The organism is Microbacterium sp. DT81.1, from assembly GCF_049844955.1.
GTDB lineage: Bacteria > Actinomycetota > Actinomycetes > Actinomycetales > Microbacteriaceae > Microbacterium.
The window spans coordinates 682,727-707,126 of record NZ_JBNCMA010000001.1; the positions used below are offsets into that span (position 1 = coordinate 682,727).

22 protein-coding genes are annotated in these 24,400 nt (G+C 69.2%); 14 read left to right on the plus strand and 8 right to left on the minus strand.

What is annotated here, in order from left to right; genetic code table 11:
- The first annotated feature begins 49 nt into the window (after window positions 1-49).
- The gene (locus tag ACLQ2Q_RS03150) at window positions 50-1,087 is read left to right on the plus strand and encodes a YhjD/YihY/BrkB family envelope integrity protein (RefSeq protein WP_425817844.1); all 1,038 of its coding nucleotides are present in this window, start codon (window positions 50-52) and stop codon (window positions 1,085-1,087) included.
- Here the strand turns inward: ACLQ2Q_RS03150 and ACLQ2Q_RS03155 are convergent.
- Genes ACLQ2Q_RS03155 through glgP form a run of 3 tightly spaced genes read right to left on the minus strand, consistent with a single transcriptional unit; the run spans window position 1,080 to window position 5,183 of the window.
- On the minus strand, window positions 1,080-1,856 hold the full coding sequence (locus ACLQ2Q_RS03155) for an isocitrate lyase/PEP mutase family protein (RefSeq protein ID WP_425817846.1): 777 nt from the start codon (window positions 1,854-1,856) through the stop codon (window positions 1,080-1,082). The genes ACLQ2Q_RS03150 and ACLQ2Q_RS03155 overlap by 8 nt on opposite strands.
- 34 nt (window positions 1,857-1,890) lie before the next feature.
- Window positions 1,891-2,622, minus strand: a complete 732-nt coding sequence (locus ACLQ2Q_RS03160; RefSeq protein ID WP_425817848.1) for a glutamine amidotransferase — start codon at window positions 2,620-2,622, stop codon at window positions 1,891-1,893.
- Window positions 2,619-5,183 (minus strand): alpha-glucan family phosphorylase, encoded by a 2,565-nt coding sequence (gene glgP, locus ACLQ2Q_RS03165; RefSeq protein ID WP_425817850.1) that lies wholly within the window; start codon window positions 5,181-5,183, stop codon window positions 2,619-2,621. The genes ACLQ2Q_RS03160 and glgP overlap by 4 nt, the downstream gene beginning before the upstream one ends.
- Window positions 5,184-5,267: 84 nt before the next feature.
- Between glgP and ACLQ2Q_RS03170 the strand changes: the two genes are divergently transcribed.
- Genes ACLQ2Q_RS03170 through ACLQ2Q_RS03180 form a run of 3 tightly spaced genes read left to right on the plus strand, consistent with a single transcriptional unit; the run spans window position 5,268 to window position 6,625 of the window.
- Window positions 5,268-5,486 carry a response regulator gene (locus ACLQ2Q_RS03170; RefSeq protein WP_425817852.1) on the plus strand — a complete coding sequence of 73 codons (219 nt, stop codon included), beginning with the start codon at window positions 5,268-5,270 and terminating at the stop codon, window positions 5,484-5,486.
- A 14-nt stretch (window positions 5,487-5,500) separates the two neighbouring features.
- Window positions 5,501-6,109 (plus strand): CYTH domain-containing protein, encoded by a 609-nt coding sequence (locus ACLQ2Q_RS03175; protein WP_425817854.1) that lies wholly within the window; start codon window positions 5,501-5,503, stop codon window positions 6,107-6,109.
- Between the two features lie 51 nt (window positions 6,110-6,160).
- On the plus strand, window positions 6,161-6,625 hold the full coding sequence (locus tag ACLQ2Q_RS03180; protein ID WP_425817856.1) for a PaaI family thioesterase: 465 nt from the start codon (window positions 6,161-6,163) through the stop codon (window positions 6,623-6,625).
- Window positions 6,626-6,885: 260 nt separating this feature from the next.
- Here the strand turns inward: ACLQ2Q_RS03180 and lpdA are convergent, their stop codons facing one another.
- On the minus strand, window positions 6,886-8,283 hold the full coding sequence (gene lpdA / locus ACLQ2Q_RS03185) for a dihydrolipoyl dehydrogenase (RefSeq protein ID WP_425817858.1): 1,398 nt from the start codon (window positions 8,281-8,283) through the stop codon (window positions 6,886-6,888).
- A gap of 9 nt (window positions 8,284-8,292) precedes the next feature.
- A complete protein-coding gene (locus tag ACLQ2Q_RS03190; RefSeq protein WP_425817860.1) occupies window positions 8,293-9,036 on the minus strand; it encodes a copper resistance protein CopC in 744 nt (247 codons plus the stop codon).
- 172 nt (window positions 9,037-9,208) lie between these two features.
- On the opposite strand from ACLQ2Q_RS03190, the gene ACLQ2Q_RS03195 reads away from it, so the two are divergent.
- Window positions 9,209-9,625, plus strand: coding sequence for a hypothetical protein (locus ACLQ2Q_RS03195; RefSeq protein WP_425817862.1), 417 nt, complete (start codon window positions 9,209-9,211; stop codon window positions 9,623-9,625).
- Window positions 9,626-9,807: 182 nt separating this feature from the next.
- On the opposite strand, the gene ACLQ2Q_RS03200 is transcribed toward ACLQ2Q_RS03195, so the two are convergent.
- Complete coding sequence (locus ACLQ2Q_RS03200) at window positions 9,808-10,155, minus strand: hypothetical protein (RefSeq protein ID WP_425817864.1); 348 nt, start codon at window positions 10,153-10,155, stop codon at window positions 9,808-9,810.
- A gap of 205 nt (window positions 10,156-10,360) precedes the next feature.
- Between ACLQ2Q_RS03200 and ACLQ2Q_RS03205 the strand changes: the two genes are divergently transcribed.
- The 3 genes from ACLQ2Q_RS03205 to ACLQ2Q_RS03215 all read left to right on the plus strand — a co-directional run bounded on the left by ACLQ2Q_RS03205 (window position 10,361) and on the right by ACLQ2Q_RS03215 (window position 12,187).
- Window positions 10,361-10,831, plus strand: coding sequence for an FHA domain-containing protein (locus ACLQ2Q_RS03205; RefSeq protein WP_425818611.1), 471 nt, complete (start codon window positions 10,361-10,363; stop codon window positions 10,829-10,831).
- Window positions 10,831-11,523 carry a MerR family transcriptional regulator gene (locus ACLQ2Q_RS03210; protein ID WP_425817866.1) on the plus strand — a complete coding sequence of 231 codons (693 nt, stop codon included), beginning with the start codon at window positions 10,831-10,833 and terminating at the stop codon, window positions 11,521-11,523. The genes ACLQ2Q_RS03205 and ACLQ2Q_RS03210 overlap by 1 nt, the downstream gene beginning before the upstream one ends.
- A 118-nt stretch (window positions 11,524-11,641) precedes the next feature.
- Window positions 11,642-12,187, plus strand: a complete 546-nt coding sequence (locus tag ACLQ2Q_RS03215; protein WP_425817868.1) for a MerR family transcriptional regulator — start codon at window positions 11,642-11,644, stop codon at window positions 12,185-12,187.
- Here the strand turns inward: ACLQ2Q_RS03215 and ACLQ2Q_RS03220 are convergent.
- The gene (locus ACLQ2Q_RS03220) at window positions 12,184-13,017 is read right to left on the minus strand and encodes a ParA family protein (RefSeq protein ID WP_425817870.1); all 834 of its coding nucleotides are present in this window, start codon (window positions 13,015-13,017) and stop codon (window positions 12,184-12,186) included. The two genes, ACLQ2Q_RS03215 and ACLQ2Q_RS03220, sit on opposite strands and share 4 nt — an antisense overlap.
- Window positions 13,018-13,111: 94 nt before the next feature.
- Here ACLQ2Q_RS03220 and ACLQ2Q_RS03225 point away from each other — a divergent pair, with 94 nt between their 5' ends.
- The 3 genes from ACLQ2Q_RS03225 to def all read left to right on the plus strand — a co-directional run bounded on the left by ACLQ2Q_RS03225 (window position 13,112) and on the right by def (window position 18,687).
- Window positions 13,112-16,519 carry a pyruvate carboxylase gene (locus ACLQ2Q_RS03225; protein WP_425817872.1) on the plus strand — a complete coding sequence of 1,136 codons (3,408 nt, stop codon included), beginning with the start codon at window positions 13,112-13,114 and terminating at the stop codon, window positions 16,517-16,519.
- A 77-nt stretch (window positions 16,520-16,596) separates the two neighbouring features.
- On the plus strand, window positions 16,597-18,192 hold the full coding sequence (locus ACLQ2Q_RS03230) for an AAA family ATPase (RefSeq protein ID WP_425817874.1): 1,596 nt from the start codon (window positions 16,597-16,599) through the stop codon (window positions 18,190-18,192).
- Between the two features lie 3 nt (window positions 18,193-18,195).
- Entirely contained in the window at window positions 18,196-18,687 is a 492-nt protein-coding gene (def, locus tag ACLQ2Q_RS03235) for a peptide deformylase (RefSeq protein ID WP_425817876.1), read from the plus strand.
- A gap of 603 nt (window positions 18,688-19,290) precedes the next feature.
- Here the strand turns inward: def and ACLQ2Q_RS03240 are convergent.
- Window positions 19,291-21,117 (minus strand): AMP-dependent synthetase/ligase, encoded by a 1,827-nt coding sequence (locus ACLQ2Q_RS03240; protein ID WP_425817878.1) that lies wholly within the window; start codon window positions 21,115-21,117, stop codon window positions 19,291-19,293.
- 150 nt (window positions 21,118-21,267) lie between these two features.
- On the opposite strand from ACLQ2Q_RS03240, the gene ACLQ2Q_RS03245 reads away from it, so the two are divergent.
- From ACLQ2Q_RS03245 to ACLQ2Q_RS03255, 3 genes are all read left to right on the plus strand, one after another.
- The gene (locus ACLQ2Q_RS03245; protein WP_425817880.1) at window positions 21,268-22,203 is read left to right on the plus strand and encodes an ROK family glucokinase; all 936 of its coding nucleotides are present in this window, start codon (window positions 21,268-21,270) and stop codon (window positions 22,201-22,203) included.
- 2 nt (window positions 22,204-22,205) lie between these two features.
- Window positions 22,206-22,967, plus strand: a complete 762-nt coding sequence (locus ACLQ2Q_RS03250; RefSeq protein WP_425817882.1) for a lysophospholipid acyltransferase family protein — start codon at window positions 22,206-22,208, stop codon at window positions 22,965-22,967.
- Between the two features lie 82 nt (window positions 22,968-23,049).
- Window positions 23,050-24,399 carry a class II 3-deoxy-7-phosphoheptulonate synthase gene (locus ACLQ2Q_RS03255; protein ID WP_425817884.1) on the plus strand — a complete coding sequence of 450 codons (1,350 nt, stop codon included), beginning with the start codon at window positions 23,050-23,052 and terminating at the stop codon, window positions 24,397-24,399.
- Window position 24,400 lies beyond the last annotated feature (1 nt).

A 24,400-nucleotide genomic window follows, 5' to 3' on the forward strand; every position in this document is an offset into this window, starting at 1 on the left:
CCGTTGCCAAACGACGCCGGGGAGTCGGCGACGCCGATAGCGTGGACGAATGGCGGACCCCGCGGCATCCAAACCCCCCGGCCTGATCGCGCGACTCACCGCGTGGGCCCTCACCCTCAAGCCCGTTCGGGCGATCCTGCTCTACATCGAGCGCCGAGGCCCCATGCTGGCCGACAGCATCACGTACCGCACCCTGTTCTCGGTCTTCGCCGGTGTGCTGCTCGGATTCTCGATCGCTGCCCTCTGGCTGTCGGACAATCCCGTCGCGTGGGAGGCCCTGATCGACGGGGTGAACGCGGCGATCCCCGGCCTCCTCGGAGAGGACGGGCTCATTGATCCGGAGTCCATCAAGGCGCCTGAGGCGATCAATCTCGCCGGCATCCTGTCGTTCATCGGTCTGGTGGGCGCCGCGATCGGTGCCATCGGCTCGCTGCGCGTCGCGCTGCGCACCCTCGCCGACCGTCTCACCGACGACATCTTCTGGGTCTGGGTGATCCTGCGCAACCTCGTGCTCGCGATCCTGCTCGGCGGCCTGCTGGCTGCGGCGGCCGGTGCCACCTACCTGGGAAGCTCCCTGCTCGGGGTCGTGCGTGGCTGGATCGGCATCTCGGCGCGGGACCCCGTCGCAGGGCTGGCCGTGACCGGCCTCTCGGTCGTCATCGTGTTCGTCCTCGACGCGGTCGTGATCGCCCTGATGTTCCGGTGGCTCTCGGGGCTGCGGCCCTCCGCCAGGACGCTGTGGCCCGGCGCGCTGCTGGGCGCGGCCGGACTGAGCGCGCTGCAGCAGCTCTCGAACCTGTTCGTCGCGGGCGCCGCCAACAACCCCCTGCTCACGACGTTTGCGTCGCTCATCGCTCTGCTGCTGTGGCTCAACCTGTCGTCGCAGGTGATCCTGATCGCCGGCGCCTACATCGTGACCGGGGTGGAGGAGCAGACCGACCGCGTGAAGGCGCGCTTCGGCGCGTCGACCTTCGCGCAGCGGCGGGTGCGGCGCGCCGAGATCGGGGTGATGGTGGCGGCGACCGAGCTCGAGGCCGCCCGACGCGACGAGGCCAAGGAGCGCTCCGGGACGGCTGCTGTTAGTTGAGTGCCTCGGTGTCGGCCGGGATCACGCCGTCCGCCATCAGGTCGAGCGCGACGCGCTTGAGCGCCGTCAGCGCGACGCGCTGCGGAAGCGGACCATAGGAGATGCGCGCGACGCCGAGGGCCTCGTACTCTGCCGCGGCGAGGTTTCCGGGGACGCCGATGACGCTGATCTTGCGGTCGCCGATCCCGTCGACAAGCCGGCGGGTCGTGTCGGCGGTCAGCAGTCCGGGCACGAAGACCGTGGTCGCCCCCTCGGCGAGATAGGCACGCCCTCGCTCGATCGCGTCGGCGATCGACTCCTCGAGGGGGCGTTTGCCGCCCTTGATCAGGGCGTCTGTGCGGGCGTTGAGCACGAACGGCACGCCCTCGGCCTCGCCCGCCGCGATCACCGCGCGGACCGCGGCGACCGAATCGGCCAGCGGCTTCATCGCGTCCTCGACGTTGGCGCCGACCGCTCCGGCGCCGATCGCACGGCGGGTCGTCTCACCCGCGTCGCCGTAGCCGGAGTCGAGGTCGGCGCTCACCGGGAGCTCGGTGGCCGCCGTGATGCGGGCGATCGCCGCGATCATGAGGTCGAGCGGGATCTGCTCGCCATCGGGGTACCCGTGGCTGGCGGCGATGGAGTGTCCGGCGGTCGCGAGGGCACGGGTTCCCGGCAGGTCGGCGATGACCTTCGCGCTCACGGCATCCCACACGTTCACGAGTCTGAGGATCTCGGCAGCGGAGTGCAGGGCGGCGAACGTGCGGGCCTTGTCGGCGGTGTCAGTCATCGTTCCAGGCTAGGGGTGCGCGGACGGACGGCGGTCAGCGGGCGTAACGCGCGACGAAGTTCTCGAGGATGCGGCCCGTGTGGGCCACCGGGGCGCGTCGGACGGCCGCGAGCGTGAGGTCGAGCTCGTCCGGCGCGAAGTACCCGTAGCCGGAGTAGGCGTGGATGCGCGTGGTGATGCCGTCGACATCCAGCTCGGGGTGGAACTGCGTCGCGTACACGTTCTCCCGCACGCGGAACATCTGCACCGGGCAGGAAGGGGATGACGCGAGCAGCATCGCCGATGGCGGCAGGCTCGAGATCGCCTCCTTATGTCCGACGAACGCCTCGAAGGTATCCGGCATCCCATCGAGCAGGGGGTCGCGACGGCCCGCATCGGTCAGCGTCACCGGTACGACGCTGATCGGCTCGGAGTACGTGCGATCGATCGTGGCGCGCTGATGCACGCCGAGCGTGCCCACCCCGTAGCAGGCGCCGAGGAACGGGAAATTGCGCGCGACCACGTCATCCAGAAGCGTCGCGAACTCGCCCTCTACGCGGTGCTGGATGGCCGACTTCTTCTCCGCGGGATCGGATGCGTTGAACGGTCCGCCGCCGACCATGATGCCCGACAGTGCGTCGAGGTCGAAGTGGGGCATCGGTCCGGACTCCAGGCGAACCCGGATCAGGTCGCGCTCGGCCAGTCCCGAGAAGCGGAGGAAGAGCGCGTACTCCTCATCCGCCGGACCGTCTTCTGCACGCGTCGAGAGCAGGACGAACGGCTTCACGAGGCGTAGGTGACCAGGCCCAGCTCGACGGGGGAGACGAGCTGCGGATGCGTCGGAATCACGCGCACCGTGTAGCCGAACGTGCCGGTGACCGTCAGCGGCAGCGCGCCCGTGAACGTGGTGATGCCGCCGTCGGCCGGGCCCGCGGCATCCAGTCGCATGACGGCGTGATCGCTCGCGAGCTTGTCGTTCTCGTCGGTGCGTCCGTAGGCCAGCTCCACCGCGACATCCTCGGTGGACAGCCCGTCGAGCGCGACGTACGCCCGCACCTCCATGCGGTCGCCGGCCTGCGCCTGCTGCGGGATGCCGGAGCTGTCGACGTTCGCGACGTGCACCTTGGGCCACGCCGCCTTGACGCGGTTGACGAACGCGGCGAGCTCACGCGCCTCGGTGAAGCCGTCGGCGCGCAGCGCGGCGTCGTGCTGGGCGGCAGGCACGTAGAGGCGCGTGACGTAGTCGCGCACCATCCGGTCACTCGTCGCCTTCTGCCCGAGGTCCGTCATCGTGTGACGCACCATCTCGAGCCAGCGGCGCGGGATGCCGCCATCCCGTTCGTAGAACGTCGGCACGAGCTGATGCTCGATGAGGTCGTACAGCGCTGAGGCCTCGGCGTCGTCGCGCTCCTCATCATTCGAGGCGTTGTCGGCCGTCGGGATCGCCCAGCCGTTCTTGCCGTCGTACCACTCGTCCCACCAGCCATCGAGGATCGACAGGTTGAGCACGCCGTTCAGGGCCGCCTTCATGCCCGACGTTCCGCAGGCCTCGAGGGGACGGAGCGGGTTGTTCAGCCACACGTCGCACCCCGGGTAGAGCGTCTTCGCGAGGGTGATGTCGTAGTCGGGCAGGAAGACGATGCGTCCGCGCACCTTGGGGTCGCGGCTGAACTTGACGAGCTGCTGGATGAGGATCTTGCCCGAGTCGTCGGCCGGATGCGACTTGCCGCCGATCAGGATCTGCACGGGGCGCTCGGGGTCGGTGAGCAGACGGGTCAGGCGCTCGGGGTCCCGCAGCATGAGCGTCAGGCGCTTGTACGTCGGCACGCGGCGAGCGAACCCGATGGTGAGGATCGTCGGGTCGAGCAGGTCCTCGATCCACGCGGGCGCGGTGTCGCGTCCGCTGGCCTGCATCGCGGATGCCGCGACACGACGGCGCGCCTCCCCGACGAGCTCGTTTTTCATCTGTGAGCGGACGCCCCAGAGCTCCTCGTCGGACACCCGAGCAGCATCCCGCCAGTCGTGCCTGTCGGAGTGCGCATCGCCGAACGCCCGCTCGCTCACGCCCTTGAGCGCGGGGTGCACCCACGTCGGCGCGTGCACGCCGTTCGTGATCGAGGTGATCGGCACCTCCTCGGTGTCGATACCTGGCCAGAGCTGGCCGAACATTCCCCGGCTGACGGCGCCGTGCAGCAGGGAGACGCCGTTGGCGTGCTGCCCGAGATGCAGGCCGAGCACCGCCATGTTGAAGACCGAGCCGTCACCGCCGGCGTAGTCCTCGAGGCCGAGGGCGAGCGCGCGCTCCGGATCGATCCTCGCGAACAGCCCGCTCTGCAGGTAGTCGCGGATCAGGTCGCGCGGGAAGCGGTCGATGCCGGCGGGCACCGGAGTGTGCGTCGTGAAGACGGTGGAGGCGCGCACCTGGGCGAGTGCCTCGTCGAACGCGAGGCCGTCGAGGGTGATGAGCTCCGACATCCGCTCGAGGCCCTGGAAGCCGGCGTGTCCTTCGTTCGTGTGGTACACATCGGGCGCCGGGCGCCCTGTGACCCGGCAGAACGCGCGCACCGCGCGCACGCCGCCGACGCCGAGCAGCAGCTCCTGCAAGAGGCGGTGCTCGCCGCCTCCGCCGTAGAGGCGGTCGGTGACGCGGCGCATCTCCTCGGTGTTCGAGGGCGTCTCGGAATCGAGGAGCAGCAGCGGGATGCGGCCGATGTCCGCGACCCACACGCGCGCGTGCAGCTGCCGGTCGTGCGGAAGCGTGAGCGAGATCTCGACCGGCGAGCCGTCGGCGTCGCGCAGCAGGGTCAGACCGAGGCCGTAGGGGTCGAGGAGGGGGTAACTCTCACGCTGCCAGCCGTCTTCGCCGATCGACTGACGGAAGTAGCCCGCCCGGTAGAAGAGGCCGACGCCCGTGAGCGGAACCCCGAGGTCGGACGAGCTCTTCAGGTGATCGCCGGCCAGGATGCCGAGGCCGCCGGAGTACTGGGGAAGCGAGCCGTCCACGCCGAACTCGGGGGAGAAGTAGGCGATGTGCGCGGGCTTCGGCCCCTCGAGGTTCTGGAACCAGCGGTCACCCGTGAGGTAGGCGTTGAGGCGCTCGGACTCTTCGCGCACGCGCGCGACGAAGGACTCGTCGGCCGCGAGCTCGTCGAGCCTCGTCTGTCCCAGTGCGCCGAGCATGCGGGCGGGGTTGGCGCCGACCTCTGCCCAGAGCTTCGGATCCATGGTCTCGAACAGTGCATGCGTCGCTCGGCTCCAGGACCATCGCCAGTTGGCGGCGAGCGTGTCGAGGGCGGCGAGCGAGTCGGCGAGCACCGGGCGGACGGTGAACGTGCGGATGGCCTTCATTCGGCTGATTCTAGGCGACGTGCAAACGCTTCCAGACCGGGTGGGTACAAGCGCGGGTCGAAGGCCGGGTCTACTGTGGAAGACATGGCCATCGCACGTCTTCACGGTGGGCCTCTCGACGGGCAGCTGCTGCCCCTCGAGTCGCCCGAGCTCGACTCTCTGATCGTCCCCTACGGCGAAGGGCAGATCGTCTACCGACGAGAGGGAGCTCTCGCGCACACGGGCGGCAGTGACGGTCCCTCCGAGGCGGAGTTCTGGTTCGTCGAGGCCACCGATGAAATCGGACCCAACAGCGACGACTGACAGTACGTGACGCCATGACCGAGCCGACCAGCTCCCTCGAGGTGGAGCGCAAGTACGACGTCGACGATGACACGCCTCTGCCGGACTGGTCCGCGCTGCCGGGCGTCGACTCGGTCGGCGAGGCCGAGACGCGCCCGCTCGATGCGGCGTACTTCGACACGGACGATCTGGCGCTCGCTCGCGCGGGGGTCGCCCTGCGCCGGCGGACGGGCGGCCCGGATGCCGGGTGGCACCTGAAGGGCGCGCTTATCGACGGCGGCCGCACCGAGTTGCACTGGCCGCTCGGCGAGACCGCCGACCTCCCGGCGGACGTTCTCGAGGCGGTTCAGGGTTACTCAACGGCCCCGCTGGAGCCCCTCGCCCGCATCGAGAACGCGCGAACGGCTTACGCGCTGCGCGCGGCCGACGGCGGGGTGGTGGCCGAGTTCGCGGACGATCACGTGCATGCGACCGATCTGCGCGCGGGGACCGTGCGCACGTGGCGTGAGTGGGAGATCGAGCTGAGCTCGGCGGCGCCGGTCGACGTGGATGGGTTCTTCGCCGCGGTGGAGCGCGCGGTGCGCGCCGCCGGCGCGCGAGACGCGGCATCCGCCTCGAAGCTCGCCCGGGCCCTGGGACGCTGACCGCCCTGGTGTGTGAGCATGGCCCCGGACGCAGCACGCTCTCGCTCGATCATGTGGGATGATCCCAAGCCGCCGCTCGCGGCATCCCGCGATCTCGATGGCCTCGCGTATCTGCGGGAGCTGCTCGCGGGGACGTACCCGCCGCCGCCGATCTCGCGGCTGATGAACTTCTGGATCGTGTCTGCGGAGCCCGGCGAGGCGGTCTTCGAGTGCGAGCCGGGGGAGTACCACGACAACCCGCTGGGCATGGTGCACGGCGGGCTTGCCTGCACGCTGCTCGACACGGTCGTCGGATGTGCGGCGCAGACGACGCTGCCGAAGGGCGTCGGCTACACGTCGATCGACCTCAACGTCTCGTACCTTCGGCCGATCATCTCGACCTCGGGCGTTATCCGCGCCACCGGCAGGGTGGTGAAGGGCGGCCAGCGCGTGATCTTCGCCGAGGGCGTGATCGAGGATGCCACTGGTCGGCCGCTCGCGACGGCGACGAGTTCCCTGCTCGTGCTCAAGGGCTGAGCGCCCGCTGGGATGTGTGCGCCGGTCCCAGACACCAACGCCGCCCCCGGCTTCGGTCGGGGCGGCGATGGTAGCTCCCGCGGAGCGGGCGCTCCGCAGAGTCTAGGGATGCCCGGCGTGCGGCACCAGGGGTCGCGGTGCGGCGGCGGGAGCGGTCACGGCCTCAGGTCCGGGGCCGAACCTGAGAGCCGGCGGCACTTCGCGCGAGACCGTGAGACGCGAGCGGGCAGAGGAACCGTCCGCCTCGCCCGGCCGCTCTGTCAGAAGTTGATCATGTGCCCCGCGAGGCCGTGGAAGGTCTCCTGCAGAGCCTCCGAGAGCGTCGGGTGGGTGTGCACGTTTCGGGCCAGCTCCAACGCCGTCAGGTCCCACTTCTGGGCCAGCGTCAGCTCCGGCAGCAGTTCGGAGACGTCCGGTCCGATCATGTGGGCGCCGAGCAGCTCGAGGTGCTCGGCATCCGCGATCACCTTGACGAAGCCCACCGGCTCGCCCAGACCGTGCGCCTTGCCGTTGGCCATGAACGGGAACGTCGCGACCTTGATCTCGTGGCCCTCGTCCTTGGCCTGCTGCTCCGTGAGGCCGAACGAGGCCACCTGCGGGGAGCAGAACGTGGCGCGGGGCATCATGCGGTAGTCGCCCAGCGGCATGGTCTCGGCCTTGCCGATCGTCTCGGCGGCGACCACCCCCTGCGCCTCCGCCACGTGGGCGAGCTGCAGCTTCGCGGTCACGTCGCCGATCGCGTAGATGTGCGGAACGTTGGTGCGCATGTAGTCATCGATCGCGATCGCGCCCCGGTCCGTGAGCTTCACGCCGGTCGCTTCGAGGCCGAAGCCCTCGACCCGCGGAGCGAAGCCGATCGACATCATGACCTTGTCGGCGTCGATCGAGCCCTTCGACCCGTCCTTAGCCGTGTAAGTGACCGTCACCGAACCGCCGTTGTCGACGACCGTCTCGACCTTGGTGGAGACGAGGATGTCGACGCCGTAGTTCTTGTACTGCTTGGCGATCTCCTTGGAGACATCCGGGTCTTCGTTCGGCAGCGCCCGATCGAGGAACTCGATGATCGTCACCTTGACGCCGTAGTTCGTCATCACGTAGCCGAACTCCATGCCGATGGCGCCGGCGCCCACGATGACGATCGAGCCGGGCAGCTCGCGCTCCATGATCTGCTCTTCGTACGTCACGACGTTCTCGCTCAGCGTGACCCCGGGCAGCAGGCGCACGTACGAACCGGTCGCGATGATCGCGTTGTCGAACGTGACGGTCTCGGACGAGCCGTCGGACTTGGCGACCTGGATCGTGTTCGCGTCGGTGAACGTCCCGCGGCCGTCGTACTCGGTGACCTTGTTCTTCTTCATCAGGAAGTGGATGCCCTTGACGCGTCCGTCTGCGACCACGCGGCTGCGATCGAACGCGGCGCCGTAGTCGAAGGTCGCCTCGCCCGAGATGCCGAAGAGCTTCGCCTTGTGCGCGAACGTGTGCGCGAGCTCGGCGTTCTTGAGCAGGGCCTTGGAGGGGATGCACCCCACGTTGAGACAGACACCGCCCCAGTACTTCTCTTCGATGATCGCGACGGAGAGGCCGAGTTGGGCGCTGCGAACGGCCGCGACGTACCCGCCGGGGCCAGCGCCGAGAATGACGACGTCGTAGTGAGGCATGCTCTCAGCCTATCGGTCGGTGTCGGGCGCGGATTCGGGTTCGCCGGAGGCCGAACCCGTGCCGGCGGCTGGGGAGGACGGGGTCAGCGACGCGGCCTGCGATGCCCGGATCGCCTCGGTATCGCGCCGGCGCCTGGACCGCGAAACGAGCAGATAGACGACCCCTCCGAGGATCGCGGCGCCCACGATGCCGAACAGCACCCACGGAAGGCTTGCCGACGAATCGGCCTCTTCTACCGGCAGGGGGGTTTCTGTCACCGCGGGGGCGGTTGTCGCCTCCTCGCTCGGCTCAGCCGACGGGGTCGCGCTCTCCGACGGCGTCGCGGTGGGGACCGGCTGCGCCGCCTCGACGGTGAACGCGAACTCCGCCGATATGGGGTGCCCGTCTCCCGAGACGACCTTCCAGAGCACACGGTACGCACCGTTCTCGAGGTCCGGGAAGAGCGGCTGCGTGACCGTCGTTCCCTCGGTCAGCGCGTCGCCGTCATTGACGACCGTGCCCGCAGCATCCAGCACCTGCACCTCGGTCGCGCCTTCTCCCGTCGTGAGCTCCGCGCTGAAGGTGAGCATGACAGCGGCCGGCGCCTCGGTCAGCACGGAGCCGGCGGCAGGATCGGAGGAGACGAGCTCGTCGTGGGCGAACGCGGGCGAGGCGAAGAGGAGCGCCCCACCGAGGGCCAGCATCCCGGCGAGGGCCAGAGAACGGATGCCGCGAAGCGGCCTGCGGACGAGGGATTCGGTGTGTGCAGACATCCCGTCGAGCCTAGTCCGCGGGCCGTTCCCCGCCCGCCGGGCCCGACCCGTGTGACGACCTTGTGAATTCGGGCTGAGCATCGCGATGAGGTGGTGACGCGGCGGGAGCCGCGGAGTAACCTGCCGATCAGGAGCGGGGAAGCCGCTCCGGGGAACAATCGGAGGAGCGAACATGGACTCGATGATGATGGGCATGATGTCCAAGGGCATGATGCCGATGGCCGGCATGGAGAACATGGACATGGCCGTCATGCAGGCCTGTATGGACGCCTGCTCGGCCTGCGAGCAGGCGTGTACGGTGTGCTCGGCTCAGCAGATGGACGGCTCGATGATGTCCTGCGCCGCCATGTGCATGAACTGCGCCGACATGTGCAACACGATGATGCGCGCGATGATGCGCCCGATGGGCATGGACATGGCGAGCATGATGGCGATGCTCGACGCCTGCATGGCCATGTGCAAGACGTGCATGGACGAGTGCATGAAGCACGCCGAGATGAGCGACGTCTGCCGGATGTGCGCTCAGGCGTGCCAGGCGTGCATGGATGCCTGCATGGCCATGAAGAACTCGATGAGCGCGATGGCGTAGCCACCGGTCTCTGAAGAACCGCGCCGGTCCCTGAAGAACCGCGCCGGTCCCTGGAGAACCGCGCCGGTCCCTGGAGAACCGCGCCGGTCCCTGAAGAACCGCGCCGGTCCCTGAAGAACCGCGCCGGTCCCTGAGCTTGTCGAAGGGTCGGCGCCCCGACGGGCTCGGCGACCGGCTGGGCGTCAGCCGCGCAGCACGTTGAAGCGCGCGGTCCCGACGGCGAGCACGTGGTAGCGGTCGTGCAGCGAGACCGGTGTGCCGCCCGAGACCGCGCGTGCCGCGCCCGCGCCGTTCCACAGGGCGATCTCTTCGCCGTCGAGCGTGCGCAGGTGCACCACTCCGGCTTCCGCGTGCACGCGTTCGACGATCGCATCGACCCACTCGGTCGGCGTCGCCGACGCGAGGCGGGCCTGGATCAGGTGGATGCCGTGACCCGGCGCGAACGCCGTGCAGTCTCCGCCGTGCTCGCACATGCATTCCACACGCTCACGCACCTGGAGGGCGGGAATCGGGTGGAGAGGGCTAGACACGGGAGGGTCCTTTCGCGATAGCGTCGATTTCCGCCACAGTATGCGGAATCGGGCCCCGAAGCACTCGCGCTGACACACGACGAAACATAGTCGTGGCCCCGTTTTCCGGCATCCGCCGGGTGTCCGGCGGAGCCCCATCGGATAGGCTGGGCTGGATAGGAGGCTGAGCGTGTCAGATGCGGAGTACCGTCCCGAGTCGCGGGACATCAAGCGCGAATCCGACGTCCCCGGGGACTCGCGTGCTGGTTCGAGCGACACCACCCAGACGTTCGGCCATGATTCCGATCTGTCCTTCGTGCCGTTCGGCAGCGAGCTGACCACGACGGAGATCGAGGCGATCACAGCTCTGCCGGCCCGGTCCGCCCTCCTGCTCGTTCGTTCGGGACCCACGGCGGGTGCCCGCTACCTGCTCGACACGGACGTGACGACCGTCGGCCGGCATCCCGAGGCCGACATCTTCTTCGACGACGTCACCGTCTCGCGACGCCACGCGGAGATCACCCGCACGGGTGACACGTTCGAGATCATCGATCAGCGATCGCTGAACGGCACCTACGTGAACGGCGAACGTGCCGATCGTGGGGTGCTCACCAACGGTGCCGAAGTGCGCATCGGCAAGTTCCGCCTCAACTTCTTCTCGTCGCCCGCTGACCTGACTCAGGCCGCGGACGGCTGATGCCGGCCGCTTCCGCCCGCGCACGTTCATCGTCCGCGGGGCTTCTCAGCATCGGTCAAGTGCTCGCACGCCTGACGCCGGAGTTCCCGCAGCTGACGACATCCAAGCTCCGCTTCCTCGAAGTGCAGGGCATCATCACGCCTTCGCGCACGGAGTCCGGGTATCGCAAGTTCTCGCTCGGCGACCTCGACCGGCTGCGGCTGGCGCTCACCCTGCAGCGCGACCACTACCTGCCGCTCAGCGTCATCCGCGACTACCTCGCCGACGTCGATGCGGGTCGTGAGCCGGCCACGCCGGCCTCGCTGGCACCGCCGTCCATCGTCCCCGCGGCGCGGCGGTATCGCCGCGAGGACCTGCTCGCGGCATCCGGTGCGGCGCCTCAGCTTCTCAACGACGCGATCAGCACCGGCGTGCTGACGGCCGCGGAGTCGTACGACGAGCAGGCGGTGTCGCTGCTGCGCGCGCTCGTCGCCCTCGACCGCCACGGCATCGAGCCGCGGCACCTGCGGGGAATGCGCCAGAGCGCCGAGCGGGAGGTGGCGCTGATCGAGTCGGCGCTGTCGGCGCTGCTGCGACGAACGGATGCCGGCTCCCGCGCCAAGGCGAGCGAGCTCGCCCCGGAACTCGCACATCGCCTCGACGATGTGCGGGCGATCTTCGTGAAGAACGCCCTCGGGCGTATCGTGTCCTAGGGACCGGATTTCGATCGTCTTGCGCGACACGCCCAACGCGCCGGGCGGATGTCGTTGCCCAGTGGTTGTCGCTCATCTAGCGTGGAACCTACCCCGACCCGATGAGGAGGACGCGAGCATGAAAGCTGGCGAACTAGCCGGCGAACCTCAGTTCGCCGCAGATCTCCTCTTCACCGACGGACTGCCCGACATGGACGACGAGGTGGGCTACCGCGGTGCGGTGGCGGCGCGCGCCGCCGGCATCACATACCGGCAGCTGGACTACTGGGCCCGCACCGAGCTGGTCGAGCCCACGGTGCGAGGGGCCAAGGGCTCCGGGTCGCAGCGGCTGTACGGCTTCCGCGACATCCTCGTGCTGAAGCTCGTCAAGCGGCTGCTGGATACGGGAATCTCCCTGCAGCAGATCCGCACGGCCGTCGATCAGCTGCGCGCCGCGGGCATCCGTGATCTTGCGGGGACCACGCTCATGAGCGACGGTGCGTCCGTGTATCTCTGCACGTCGAACGACGAGGTCATCGACCTGGTGAGCCGCGGTCAGGGCGTGTTCGGCATCGCCGTCGGGAAGGTGCTGCGGGAGGTCGAGTCGACGCTCGTCGACTTCGACGCGCAGGCACCCGAGTCGGTGGACGAGCTCTCCGCTCGTCGCGCGGCGCGTACGGCCTAGTACAGCGCCGGCGGGCCGGTACGGCCGCCGATCTCGGCGGGGACAGGGATGCGGCCGGTGCGCATGACGCGGTCGAGCAGCGCGTCGAAGTCGGCCGCGAGCTCCTGCGCGGAGTCGCCGGGCCAGATGTGCAGCGGCTTCGCCGCGCCCTGCGCCTGCTGGAGCGACGTGCGCTCCGGCAGCTGGGGCGACAGCACCAGCGGGCCGAACATGTCCCGAAGCTCCTTGATGCGGAACTGGTGCTCGATCGACTGGGGGCGAACGCGGTTGACCACGACCCCGAGCGGCTGCAGGCGGGGGGAGAGCCCACGGCGGATCTCTTCGATGGCGCGCAGCGCGCGGTCGGCGGCGGCGACGGAGAACAGTCCGGGCTCGGTCACGACGATCACGCGATCGCTTGCGGCCCAGGCCGTGCGGGTGAGGGCGTTCAGCGACGGGGCGCAGTCCACGAGAACGAGGTCGTAGTCGGCCTCGACGGTGGCGAGGGCCTCCTCGAGCTTCCACACGTCGCGCACGCTCGGGTGCGGGCCGTCGAAGTTGATCGCCGACGGGCTGCCGATCATGACGTCGATCGTGCCGGGGTGCACCTTGGCCCAGCCGCTCGAGGTGATCGCCTGCTTGACGATCTTGTCCTTGGGGTTCGCCAGCACGTCGGCGACGTTCAGGCGGCCGGCAACCTGGATGTCCATGCCCGTGGAGACGTCCGACTGGGGGTCGAGGTCGACGACGAGCGTCCGGACCCCACGGGCGAAAGCCGCTGATGCGAGGCCCAGGGTCACCGTCGTCTTGCCGACGCCTCCCTTGAGGGAGCTGACGCTGAGTACGTGCACAAAAGACCACGTTACCGTCCCCTAGGCTGAGAGCACACTCAGCCCCGCCCCGCCGAGAACGAAGACGACTCGCGCCGAGCCTCAAGAGGTGTGCATGTTCCGCAAGATCCTTGTCGCCAATCGTGGAGAGATCGCGATCCGGGCGTTCCGCGCGGCCTTCGAGCTGGGGGCGCGCACCGTCGCCGTGTTCCCCTACGAGGACCGCAACTCGCTGCACCGGCTGAAGGCCGACGAGGCGTATCAGATCGGCGAGAAGGGGCATCCCGTTCGGGCGTACCTCGACGTCGACGAGATCGTGCGCGTCGCCAAGGAGTCCGGCGCGGACGCGATCTACCCCGGTTACGGGTTCCTCTCCGAGAACCCCGAGCTGGCCGAGAAGGCCGCCGCCAACGGCATCGCGTTCATCGGACCACCGGCATCCGTGCTGGAGATGGCCGGCAACAAGGTCACGGCGAAGCACCATGCCATCTCGGCCGGAGTCCCGGTGCTGCGCTCGACGGAGGCCTCGGACGACATCGACGCGCTCGTCGCCCAGGCGGACGACATCGGCTTTCCGATCTTCGCGAAGGCGGTCGCCGGAGGCGGAGGTCGCGGCATGCGGCGCGTGGAATCCAAGGGTGAGCTGGCCCCCGCGCTGGCCGAGGCGATGCGGGAGGCGGCGAGCGCGTTCGGCGACGCCCGCATGTTCCTCGAGCAGGCCGTCGTGCGCCCGCGGCACGTCGAGGTGCAGATCCTCGCCGACAAGACCGGGCACACGGTGCACCTCTTCGAGCGCGACTGCTCCGTTCAGCGCCGGCACCAGAAGGTCATCGAGATCGCGCCCGCGCCGAACCTCGACGACGGTGTGCGCCAGGACCTGCACCGCTATGCCGTCGCCTTCGCCGAGTCCATCGGCTACGAGAACGCCGGCACCGTCGAGTTCCTGCTGGAGACAGCGGGGGAGCGCACCGGCGAGGTCGTCTTCATCGAGATGAACCCGCGCATCCAGGTGGAGCACACGGTCACCGAAGAGGTCACGGACGTCGACCTCGTGCAGTCGCAGATGCGCATCGCCGCGGGGCAGACGCTGAGCGAACTCGGCCTCGCGCAGGATGAGATCCGGCTGCGGGGCGCGGCCCTGCAGTGCCGCATCACGACCGAGGACCCGACGCAGGGCTTCCGGCCCGACACCGGCAAGATCACCACGTATCGCTCTCCGGGCGGCGCGGGCATCCGCCTCGACGGCGGCACCACGGCCGCCGGATCGCAGGTCAGCCCGCACTTCGACTCGATGCTCGCCAAGCTGACCTGCCGGGCGCGGGACTTCCCCGCCGCTGTCGCCCGCGCGCGCCGCGCGCTGGCCGAGTTCCGCATCCGCGGGGTATCCACCAACATCCCCTTCCTCCAGGCCGTCCTGGATGACCCGTCGTTCATCGCGGGCGATGTCAGCACCTCCTTCATCGACGAACGCCCGCAGCTGCTGAAGGGCCGCGAGTCCAAGGACCGCGGCACGCGGATGCTGAACTGGCTGGTGGATGTCACGGTCAACAAGCCGAACGGCGAGAACCCGCTGCATGTCGACCCGCGCATCAAGCTGCCGAAGGTGGACCTGCAGACGCCGCCTCCCGCCGGCTCGCGCCAGCGGCTGCTGGAGCTCGGCCCCACCGGCTTCGCCGCGGATCTCCGTGCCCAGAAGGCGCTGGCCGTCACCGACACGACGTTCCGCGACGCGCATCAGTCCCTGCTCGCGACGCGCGTGCGCACCAAGGACCTGCTCGCCGTCGCTCCGCATGTGGCGCGGATGACTCCGCAGCTGCTGTCGGTCGAGGCATGGGGTGGCGCCACCTACGACGTAGCCCTGCGGTTCCTGGGGGAGGACCCGTGGGAGCGCCTGGAGAAGCTCCGCGGAGCGCTCCCCAACATCGCGATCCAGATGCTGCTGCGCGGCCGCAACACCGTCGGCTACACCCCTTATCCGACCGAGGTCACCGACGCCTTCGTGCGCGAGGCCGCCGCCACCGGTGTCGACATCTTCCGTGTGTTCGATGCGCTCAACGACGTGTCCCAGATGCGCCCCGCGATCGATGCGGTGCTCGAGACGGGCACCGCGGTCGCCGAGGTCGCTGTCTGCTATACCGGCGACCTGCTGAATCCCGCCGAGAACCTGTACACGCTGGACTACTACCTGCGTCTGGGCGAGCAGATCATCGATGCCGGCGCCCACGTGCTGGCGATCAAGGACATGGCCGGCCTGCTGCGGCCGGCCGCGGCATCCGCCCTCGTCTCGGCGTTCCGCGACCGGTTCGACGTTCCGGTGCACGTGCACACGCATGACACCCCGGGCGGCCAGCTCGCGACCCTGCTCGCGGCTTCGGCGGCGGGGGCGGATGCCGTCGACGCGGCGGCCGCGCCGATGTCGGGCACCACCAGCCAGCCGTCGCTGTCGTCGCTCGTGGCCGCCCTCTCGCACACCGAGCGCGACACGGGCCTCGACCTCGACGCGGTGTCTGACCTCGAGCCGTACTGGGAGGCCGTGCGGCACCTGTACCGCCCGTTCGAGTCGGGCCTGCCGGGTCCGACGGGCCGGGTCTACCGCCACGAGATCCCCGGTGGCCAGCTCTCGAACCTGCGGCAGCAGGCGATCGCGCTCGGGCTGTCGGAGGACTTCGAGCTGATCGAGGACATGTACGCCGCCGCCGACCGCATCCTCGGGCGCGTGCCCAAGGTGACGCCCTCCTCCAAGGTCGTCGGCGACCTCGCGCTGCATCTCGCGGCGGTCAAGGCCGATCCGGCCGACTTCGAGGCGAACCCCGAGAAGTACGACGTGCCGGACTCCGTGGTCGGCTTCATGGCCGGTGAACTCGGTGACCTGCCCGGCGGATGGCCCGAGCCGTTCCGCACCAAGGTGCTCGCCGGGCGCGACGTGAAGATCGGCGTCACTCCGCTCACGGATGCCGACACCGCCGGGCTCGCCGGCGACGCCGCATCGCGGCGCGGGACGCTCAACCGGCTGCTCTTCCCGGCCCCCACGAAGAGCTACGAGGCGGTACGGGAAGCCTTCGGCGATCTGTCCGTGCTCGACACCGTGGACTATCTGTACGGGCTCGCCGAGGGGACGGAGCACGTCGTCGAGATCGAGCGCGGGGTGCGACTCTTCGTCGGGCTCGAGGCGATCGGGGCGGCCGACGACAAGGGCATGCGCACGGTCATGACCACGCTGAACGGACAGCTGCGACCCGTCTTCGTGCGGGACCGGAGCATCCAGGTCGACGTGCGGGAGGCGGAGAAGGCGGACACCTCCAAACCCGGTCAGGTGGCCGCGCCGTTCTCGGGCGTCGTGACGCTCAAGGTCGACGTGGGCGACGTCGTCGTGGCCGGGCAGCCGGTCGCGTCGATCGAGGCGATGAAGATGGAAGCGGCCATCACGGCACCCGTCCCCGGTGTGGTCGAGCGGCTCGCCCTCGGGGCGACGCAGCAGGTGGACGCCGGCGACCTTTTGGTCGTCATCCGCCCCTCGCATTAGCCTTGACCCGGCGAGACACACTCGCCGGAGTCCTGGGGAGGGACCTCGTGATGCCCGATCGCAACAATCCTGAGCCGATGGACGATGAAGTCAACGGTGTCCTCGGCGACACCGGCGGCCTCGACACGACGGGGATCGACATCCTCGGCGCGTCGACGTCGCACGTCGACGTATCGCTTCCCGTGCAGCATGATGACGACGAGTACGCCGACGACGAGACCGTCGACGACGGTTACGTCGTCGGAGAGTCCGTCAGCTCCCTGGAGGACGGCGCCGAGGTGTTCCACGGCGATGTCGAGGGTGGCGAGGCGGACGGCGGCGAGGTCGCGAGCGAACACCTCGAGATCGCTCGAGAGCCGCACGAGGACATCCACACCGCCGACATCGTGATCGAGCTCCCGAGCGACGCACCGCTGCCCGACTCGGCCGCCGAGATCGCAGCACCGCCCAGTCCGCAGTTCGAGGGGTCTGGCTGGCAGGCCGCCGGGTCGGTTACCGTCGAACCCCAGCCCATCGAGTCCGAGATCGAGGAGACAGTGGACGAAGAGAAGGACGCACCGGTCCCCATCGCCCAGGCGCCCGTTGCCGCGCAGCCCGTGGGGTCGACGCCCGCACCCGCGCCCGCCGTTCGAGAGCAGTCGCGCCAGGAGGTCGTGCGGCCCCTGCTTCGGCACGACATCACGCTCGCGTCCAAGCGACTGGGCGACCTGAACGCGGCCGGCCGCGAGACGCCGGACCTGCTCACCGCCGACCGCCTTCTCGAGCACAAGGAGCTGGTGCAGCCCGAGCCCGAGGGCGTCTGGCGTCACTTGCTGTACTCCCTGTCAGGCCGCCGGATCAATCTCGGCGACAGCAAGCGGGCCCGGGACCGCAAGATTCTGACGACACGGATCGCGGAGCCGCTCGTGGGGGGTGCTCGCTTCGTCCCTGTGCTCTCGCGCAAGGGCGGCGTCGGCAAGACCACGGTAACGACCCTGCTGGGCATGGCCCTCGCCGATGCCCGGGATGACCGCATCATCGCCGTCGACGCAAACCCCGACCGTGGCACCCTCGCCGACCGCATCGCGCGGCCGAGCGGCAAGACCGTGCGCGATCTCGTGCGCGCCCGCTCGCAGATCTTCGGCTACAACGACATCTCCAACATCGTTGCCCGCGACGAGACGCGCCTCGACATCCTTGCGTCCGACACCGACCCGCACGTCTCCGAGGCCTTCAGCGACGTGGACTACCGTGAGGTCGCGCAGGTCGCCGCGCACTACTACTCGATCGTGCTGACCGATACCGGCACGGGCATCGTGCACTCCGTGATGGGTGCGACGCTCGACCTCGCCGATCAGCTCGTGATCGTCGCCGGGCTCAGCATCGACGAAGCGCGCCTGGCGTCCGAGACGCTGACGTGGCTCGAGGCCAACGGGTACAGCGAGCAGGTGCGCAACGCCGTCGTGGTGCTCAACCAGGCATCGCCCGGCGCACCGGTCGTGCGACTCGACGAGGTGCAGCGGCACTTCGAGAGCCGTGTGCGGGATGTCGTGCGCATCCCGTACGACCCGCTCATCGCCGCCGGAAGTGCGATCTCGTTCCGCGACCTGCAGCCGGCGACGCGCCTCGCCGCACGCTCCCTCGCGGCCAAGGTCGTCGAGGGACTCCGCGGCCAGCCCGCCGCAGCCGCCTGATCCATGGCGGTCAGATCCATCCGCCTCTTCGGCGATCCCGTGCTGCGCGCGCCCAGCGCGCCGATCGAGCGCATCGACGACGGCATCCGGGCGCTGGTGCGCGACCTCGTGGACACGGTAGAACCTCCTGGCCGTGCCGGTGTCGCGGCACCGCAGATCGGCGTGGCGCTGCGCGCCTTCAGCTACAACATCGACGGCGACATCGGGTACGTCCTCAATCCCCGGATCGTCGAGCTTCGTGGCGAGCCGGAGCCCGTCGGGGAGGGATGCCTCTCGGTCCCCGGCCTCTGGCACGATGCCCTGCGACACCCGTATGCGCGCGTCGAAGGAATCGATCTCGACGGAGAGCCGATCGTGCTCGAGGGCGAGGGCCTCATGGCTCAGGCGCTGCAGCACGAGACGGACCACCTCGACGGCACGCTCTACCTCGAGCGCCTTGCGCCGGAAACGCGCCGCGTCGCGATGCGCGAGGTGCGGGAGAGCGCCTGGTTCTGAGGCGCGTTTGCTGTTCGGGGGTTGGCGCCCCTACGGTCGGTCGGACCGGGCGTGTGTCGCGTGGCTCGCCTGGGCGCGCCGTCGGCGCTTCCCGCCCGGCGTGTCGCGGAGGCTCCGCTGTCGGCGATTCGGCTGCTCAAGTCTGCATCTGGATTCGCGCAGACTTGAGCAGGTCTCACGGCGGGCCGAAAAGCCTGCGTCCGCAGCTCGCTCCGATGCCGAGCACAACGGCGGATCTCGGGCTCCGACACGCCGAGCGGATGCGCCGGACTCGGCGTGTCGTCCAAAGCATCAGCCGTTGTGCAGGCACGCCGGCCCGGATCCCGGGGGAGCACCACGGCGGCGTCCCCTGAGGGCCGATGGGGTACTCAAGTCTGCGTCTGGGTTCGCGCAGACTTGAACAGCCGATCAGAGAACATGCGCGCCGGGCTACCAGGGATGAGGTGAACGCCAGGTCTGAGCGCGGCGCAGTCGGTCGCCGACTTCATGGAGCGCCGACCCACGAGAAAGGCCCCGAGCGCATCGCGCCTCGGGGCCTTTCCTCGAGCCTACCGCCCGATCACACCGGGCCGCATCAGATCCGCCGAATCGGTGAGGGCCGGTTCAGCCCAGCGGCACGTTCGTCGTCGTGACCGGCTCGTTGTACAGGGCGTCGACCTCGGACGCGAAGTCCTCCATGATGACGTTGCGCTTGATCGACATCTTCGGCGTCAGGTGGCCGCTGGCCTCGGTCCACTCGGTGGAGAGGATCTTGAACTTGCGGATCGACTCCGCCCGCGACACGTGCTTGTTCGCGATGTCGATCGCCTTCTGCACCTCCGCGCGCACCTTGTCGTTCTTCGCGGCGTCCTCCAGGGACATGTCGGCGGGCAGCTCGTTGTTGGCGAGCCACGTCGGCAGCATCTCGGAGTCGAGGGTGATCAGCGCCGAGATGAACGGCTTCTGGTCGCCCACCACGACCACCTGACTCACGATCGGGTTGGCGCGGATCGGATCCTCGAGCGCGGCCGGTGCGACGTTCTTGCCCGCCGCCGTGACGATGATCTCCTTCTTGCGACCTGTGACCGTGAGGAACCCCTCTTCGTCGAATACGCCGATGTCTCCCGTCTTGAACCAGTCGCCGTCGAACGTCGCCGCGGTGGCCTCGGGATTGCGCCAGTACTCCTTGAAGACGTTGATCCCGCGCACCTCGATCTCGCCGTCATCCGCGATTCGCACGCCGACGCCGGGGAGGGCAGGTCCGACGGTGCCGATCTTGGACTTCGTTGCGAGGTTCACGGTTGCGGGGGCGGTCGTCTCGGTGAGGCCGTAGCCCTCGAGGATCGTGATGCCCAGGCTGTGGAAGAAGTGCCCGAGACGCGGCCCGAGGGGAGCGGATCCGGAGACGGCGTACTGCACCCGGCCGCCCATCGCGGCGCGCAGCTTGCTGTACACCAGCCGGTCGAACAGCGTGAACTGCAGCTTCATCAGCAGGGGGATCTTCTTCCCGTCCTGCAGCAGGCGGGAGTGCTCGACGGCGACGTGCGCGGCGGAGCGGAAGATCTTGCCCTTGCCGCCGGCCTCCGCCTTCTGCTCCGACGAGTTGTAGACCTTCTCGAAGACACGAGGCACCGCCAGCAGGAACGTCGGCTTGAAGGAGCCGAGGGCCGGCAGCAGCTGCTTGGTGTCTGGCTGGTGCCCGGTCTTGACGCCGGCGTGGATGTCGAGGATCGAGATGAACCGGGCGAAGATGTGCGCCGTCGTGATGAACAGCAGCGTCGAGGAGCCGGGGACGGTGAGCACTTCGTTGAGCGCGACGGCGGAGTTGCGGCAGAGCTCGACGAAGTTGCTGTGCGTCAGCACGCACCCCTTGGGGCGGCCGGTCGAGCCCGAGGTGTAGATGAGCGTCGCGATGTCGGCGCCGTCGGCGATGTTGCGGCGGCGCTCAACCTCGTCGTCGGCGACATCCTTGCCGTGCTCGGTGAGCGATTCGACCGCCCCCAGATGCAGCTGCCACACGTCGCGGACGAGCGGGAGGTCGCCTCGAACCTCGTCGAAGCGGGCGAAGTGGTCGGCCGACTCCAGGATGATGGCGATGGCGCCCGAGTCGGACATGTTCCACTGAATCTGCGCAGGAGAGCTGGTCTCGTAGATCGGGACCATCACGGCACCGGCGAAGAAGAGGCCGAAATCGACCAGGGTCCACTCGTACGTCGTGCGGGCGACGAAGCCGACCTTGTCGCCCGGCTGGATGCCTGCGGCGATGAAGCCCTTGGCGAGGCCGACCACCTGGCGGTGGAACTCCTTGGCCGTGATGTCGCGCCAGCCCGCGCCCTCGGGGACGGCGAAGAGGGCCATGTCGGGCGTCTTCTTCACACGGTCGACCAGGAGGTCGGTGACATTCGCCTGTGCGTCTGCGGGGACGACGGCGGGAACTTCGAACTGAACCACGGCAGCTCCTTTGGTACCGGAAGTGAACGGGTGAATCTCCCCTTGGAGTCTATGGCAACGGCCCCCTCGCCACCCGGGGGTGTGGAATTACGGGCGACGCTAGACTGCAAGGCGCCGCGCGCGCCAGCGCGCCGTGCGGGAGGGATATCGGTGCTCACGGTCGGAATCGACATCGGCGGAACGAAGATCGCTGGGGGAGTGGTGGATGAGCAGGGGTCCGTCGTCGCCATGGAGCGCGTGGACACTCCCCTGGAGCCGCGATCACTCGAAGATGCCGTTGTCGGCATGATCGAACGACTCCGCGCCGCACACGATGTGGCGCACGTCGGCGTCGCCGCCGCCGGGTTCATCGACCGCGACCGATCGCTCGTCTATCACGCGCCCAATATCGCGTGGCGGAACGAGCCGCTGAAGGAGCGCCTCGAGGCGCGGGTCGGGATCGACGTCGCGATCGAGAACGACGCCAATGCGGCCGGATGGGCGGAGTACCGGTTCGGTGCCGGCCGCGGCGTGCACGACATGGTGATGCTCACGATGGGCACCGGCGTCGGCGGGGCGATCATCGCCAACGGGGAGCTCTACCGCGGCGGCTACGGCGCGGCGGCTGAACTCGGCCACGTGCGATTCGAGCGGGGAGGGCTCGCGTGCGGCTGCGGGCAGAGCGGATGCATCGAGATGTACGCCTCCGGTCGCGCCCTGCAGCGGGCGGCGAACGCGGTGGCGGATGCCGGTGGCACCGGCGCAGCGCTGGCCGCCGCGCGGGCGGAGCACGGGTCCATCTCGGGCGCAACGATCTCGCGCCTCGTGACGGCCGGCGATCCCGGGGCGCTGGAGGCGCTGGCGACCGTGGCCACCGCGCTCGGGGAGACGTGCGGCGGGTTCCAGGCGACCATCGACCCCGAGCTGTTCGTGATCGGCGGGGGAGTGGCCCAGCTCGGCGAGGCTCTCCTGGCCCCGATGCGGGCCGCCTACACGGCATCCGTGCCCGCCTACGACCAGCGCCCGCACGCGGAGTTCAAGATCGCCCAGCTCGTGAACGACGCCGGTGTGATCGGCGTCGCCGACCTCGCCAGGACGGCGGCGTAGCGGTGTTCTACTGGGTCATGAAGTACATCGTGATCGGGCCGATCGTCAAGGCGATCTTCCGCCCGTGGATCGTCGGGCCGCGTCACATCCCCGCCGAAGGCGCCGCGATCCTGGCCAGCAATCACCTGTCCTTCATCGACTCGGTCTTCCTGCCCCTGATGATCGACCGCCGGATGTCCTTCCTCGCCAAGAGCGATTACTTCACCGGCAAGGGCCTGAAGGGCTGGGCGACCCGCATCTTCATGAAGGCCAGCGGACAGCTGCCGATCGACCGCTCGGGCGGCAAGGCATCCGAGGCATCGCTGAACACCGGACTGCGGGTGCTCGGCCGCGGGGACCTGCTCGGCATCTATCCCGAGGGCACGCGCAGCCCCGACGGCACGCTGTACCGCGGCCGCACCGGCATCGCCCGCATGGCGCTCGAGGCGCACGTGCCCGTCGTGCCGGTCGTGATGGTCGACACGGACGCCGTGATGCCGATCGGCCGGCGCCTGCCGCGTGTCGGGCGCGTTGGGATCGTCATCGGCGAACCCCTCGACTTCTCCCGCTTCGAAGGCATGGAAGGCGACCGCTACATACTGCGCTCGGTGACCGACGAGATCATGGTCGCGCTGCAGCAGCTCGGCGAGCAGAAGTACGAGGATGTCTACGCGTCGGCCGTCAAGAACCGCGTCGCAACCGCCCGGCCGCAGGACGCGGTGGCTCCCCGCGCGAAGGTCACGGCCATTCCACGGGCACAGGACGCGGCGGCGCCGCCCGCGTGAGACCGCACGCGCCGTCGCCCGCACCCGGCAGCGGCGCCGTCACGCGGCCTGGGCGTGGATGAGGCCGCGATAAGCTGATCGGATGCTTCAGCAGATGGACGCCGGCCCCCACGAACTCGACGCGTGGCGCTCGCTGCCCATCAAACAGCAGCCGCAGTGGTCGGATGTGGACGCCGTCGCCGCGGTGTCTGCCGAGATCGCGACCCTTCCGCCCCTCGTGTTCGCCGGCGAGGTCGACATCCTGCGTGACCGTCTGGCCCGTGCGGCCTCCGGCCGCGCCTTCCTGCTGCAGGGCGGCGACTGCGCCGAGACGTTCGCCGGCGCGACGGCCGAGCAGATCCGCAACCGAATCAAGACGGTCCTGCAGATGGCGGTCGTGCTGACCTACGGCGCCTCCATGCCGGTGGTGAAGATGGGGCGCATGGCCGGGCAGTTCGCCAAGCCCCGCTCGTCCGACACCGAGACGCGGGGAGACGTCACCCTTCCGGCCTACCGCGGCGACATCGTCAACGGGTTCGACTTCACGGAGGCGTCCCGCCGTCCGGATCCGGCTCGCCTGCTCAAGGGCTACCACACGGCCGCGTCGACGATCAACCTCATCCGCGCGTTCACCCAGGGTGGCTTCGCCGACCTGCGCGAGGTGCACAGCTGGAACAAGGGCTTCGCGGAGAACCCCGCGAACCAGGCGTACGAGCGACTCGCCGGCGAGATCGACCGCGCGATCAAGTTCATGGAGGCCGCCGGCGCCAACTTCGACGAGCTGCGCGGGGTCGAGTTCTACACGGGCCACGAAGGCCTGTTGATGGACTACGAGCGTCCGATGACGCGCATCGACTCGCGCACCGGCACGCCGTACAACACCTCGGCGCACTTCGTCTGGATCGGGGAGCGCACGCGGGACCTGGATGGCGCGCACGTCGACTACTTCTCGAAGATCCGCAACCCGATCGGCGTGAAGCTCGGCCCCTCGACCTCGCCGTCGACCGCCCTCGAGCTGATCGACAAGCTCGATCCCGACCGCGAGCCCGGCCGGCTGACCTTCATCACGCGCATGGGCGCGGGCAAGATCCGCGATGCGCTCCCGCCGCTGCTCGAAGCGGTGCGCGACTCGGGCGCCACCCCGCTGTGGGTGACCGACCCGATGCACGGAAACGGCATCACGACCCCCACCGGCTACAAGACGCGGCGCTTCGACGATGTCGTCGACGAGGTGCGGGGCTTCTTCGAGGCGCATCGCGCCGTCGGCACCTTCCCCGGCGGCATCCACGTCGAACTCACGGGGGACGACGTCACCGAGTGCCTCGGCGGCTCCGAGATGATCGACGAGAAGACGCTCGCGACGCGGTACGAGTCCCTGTGCGACCCGCGCCTGAACCATATGCAGAGCCTCGAGCTGGCGTTCCTCGTTGCCGAGGAGCTCGAGAAGCTCTAGC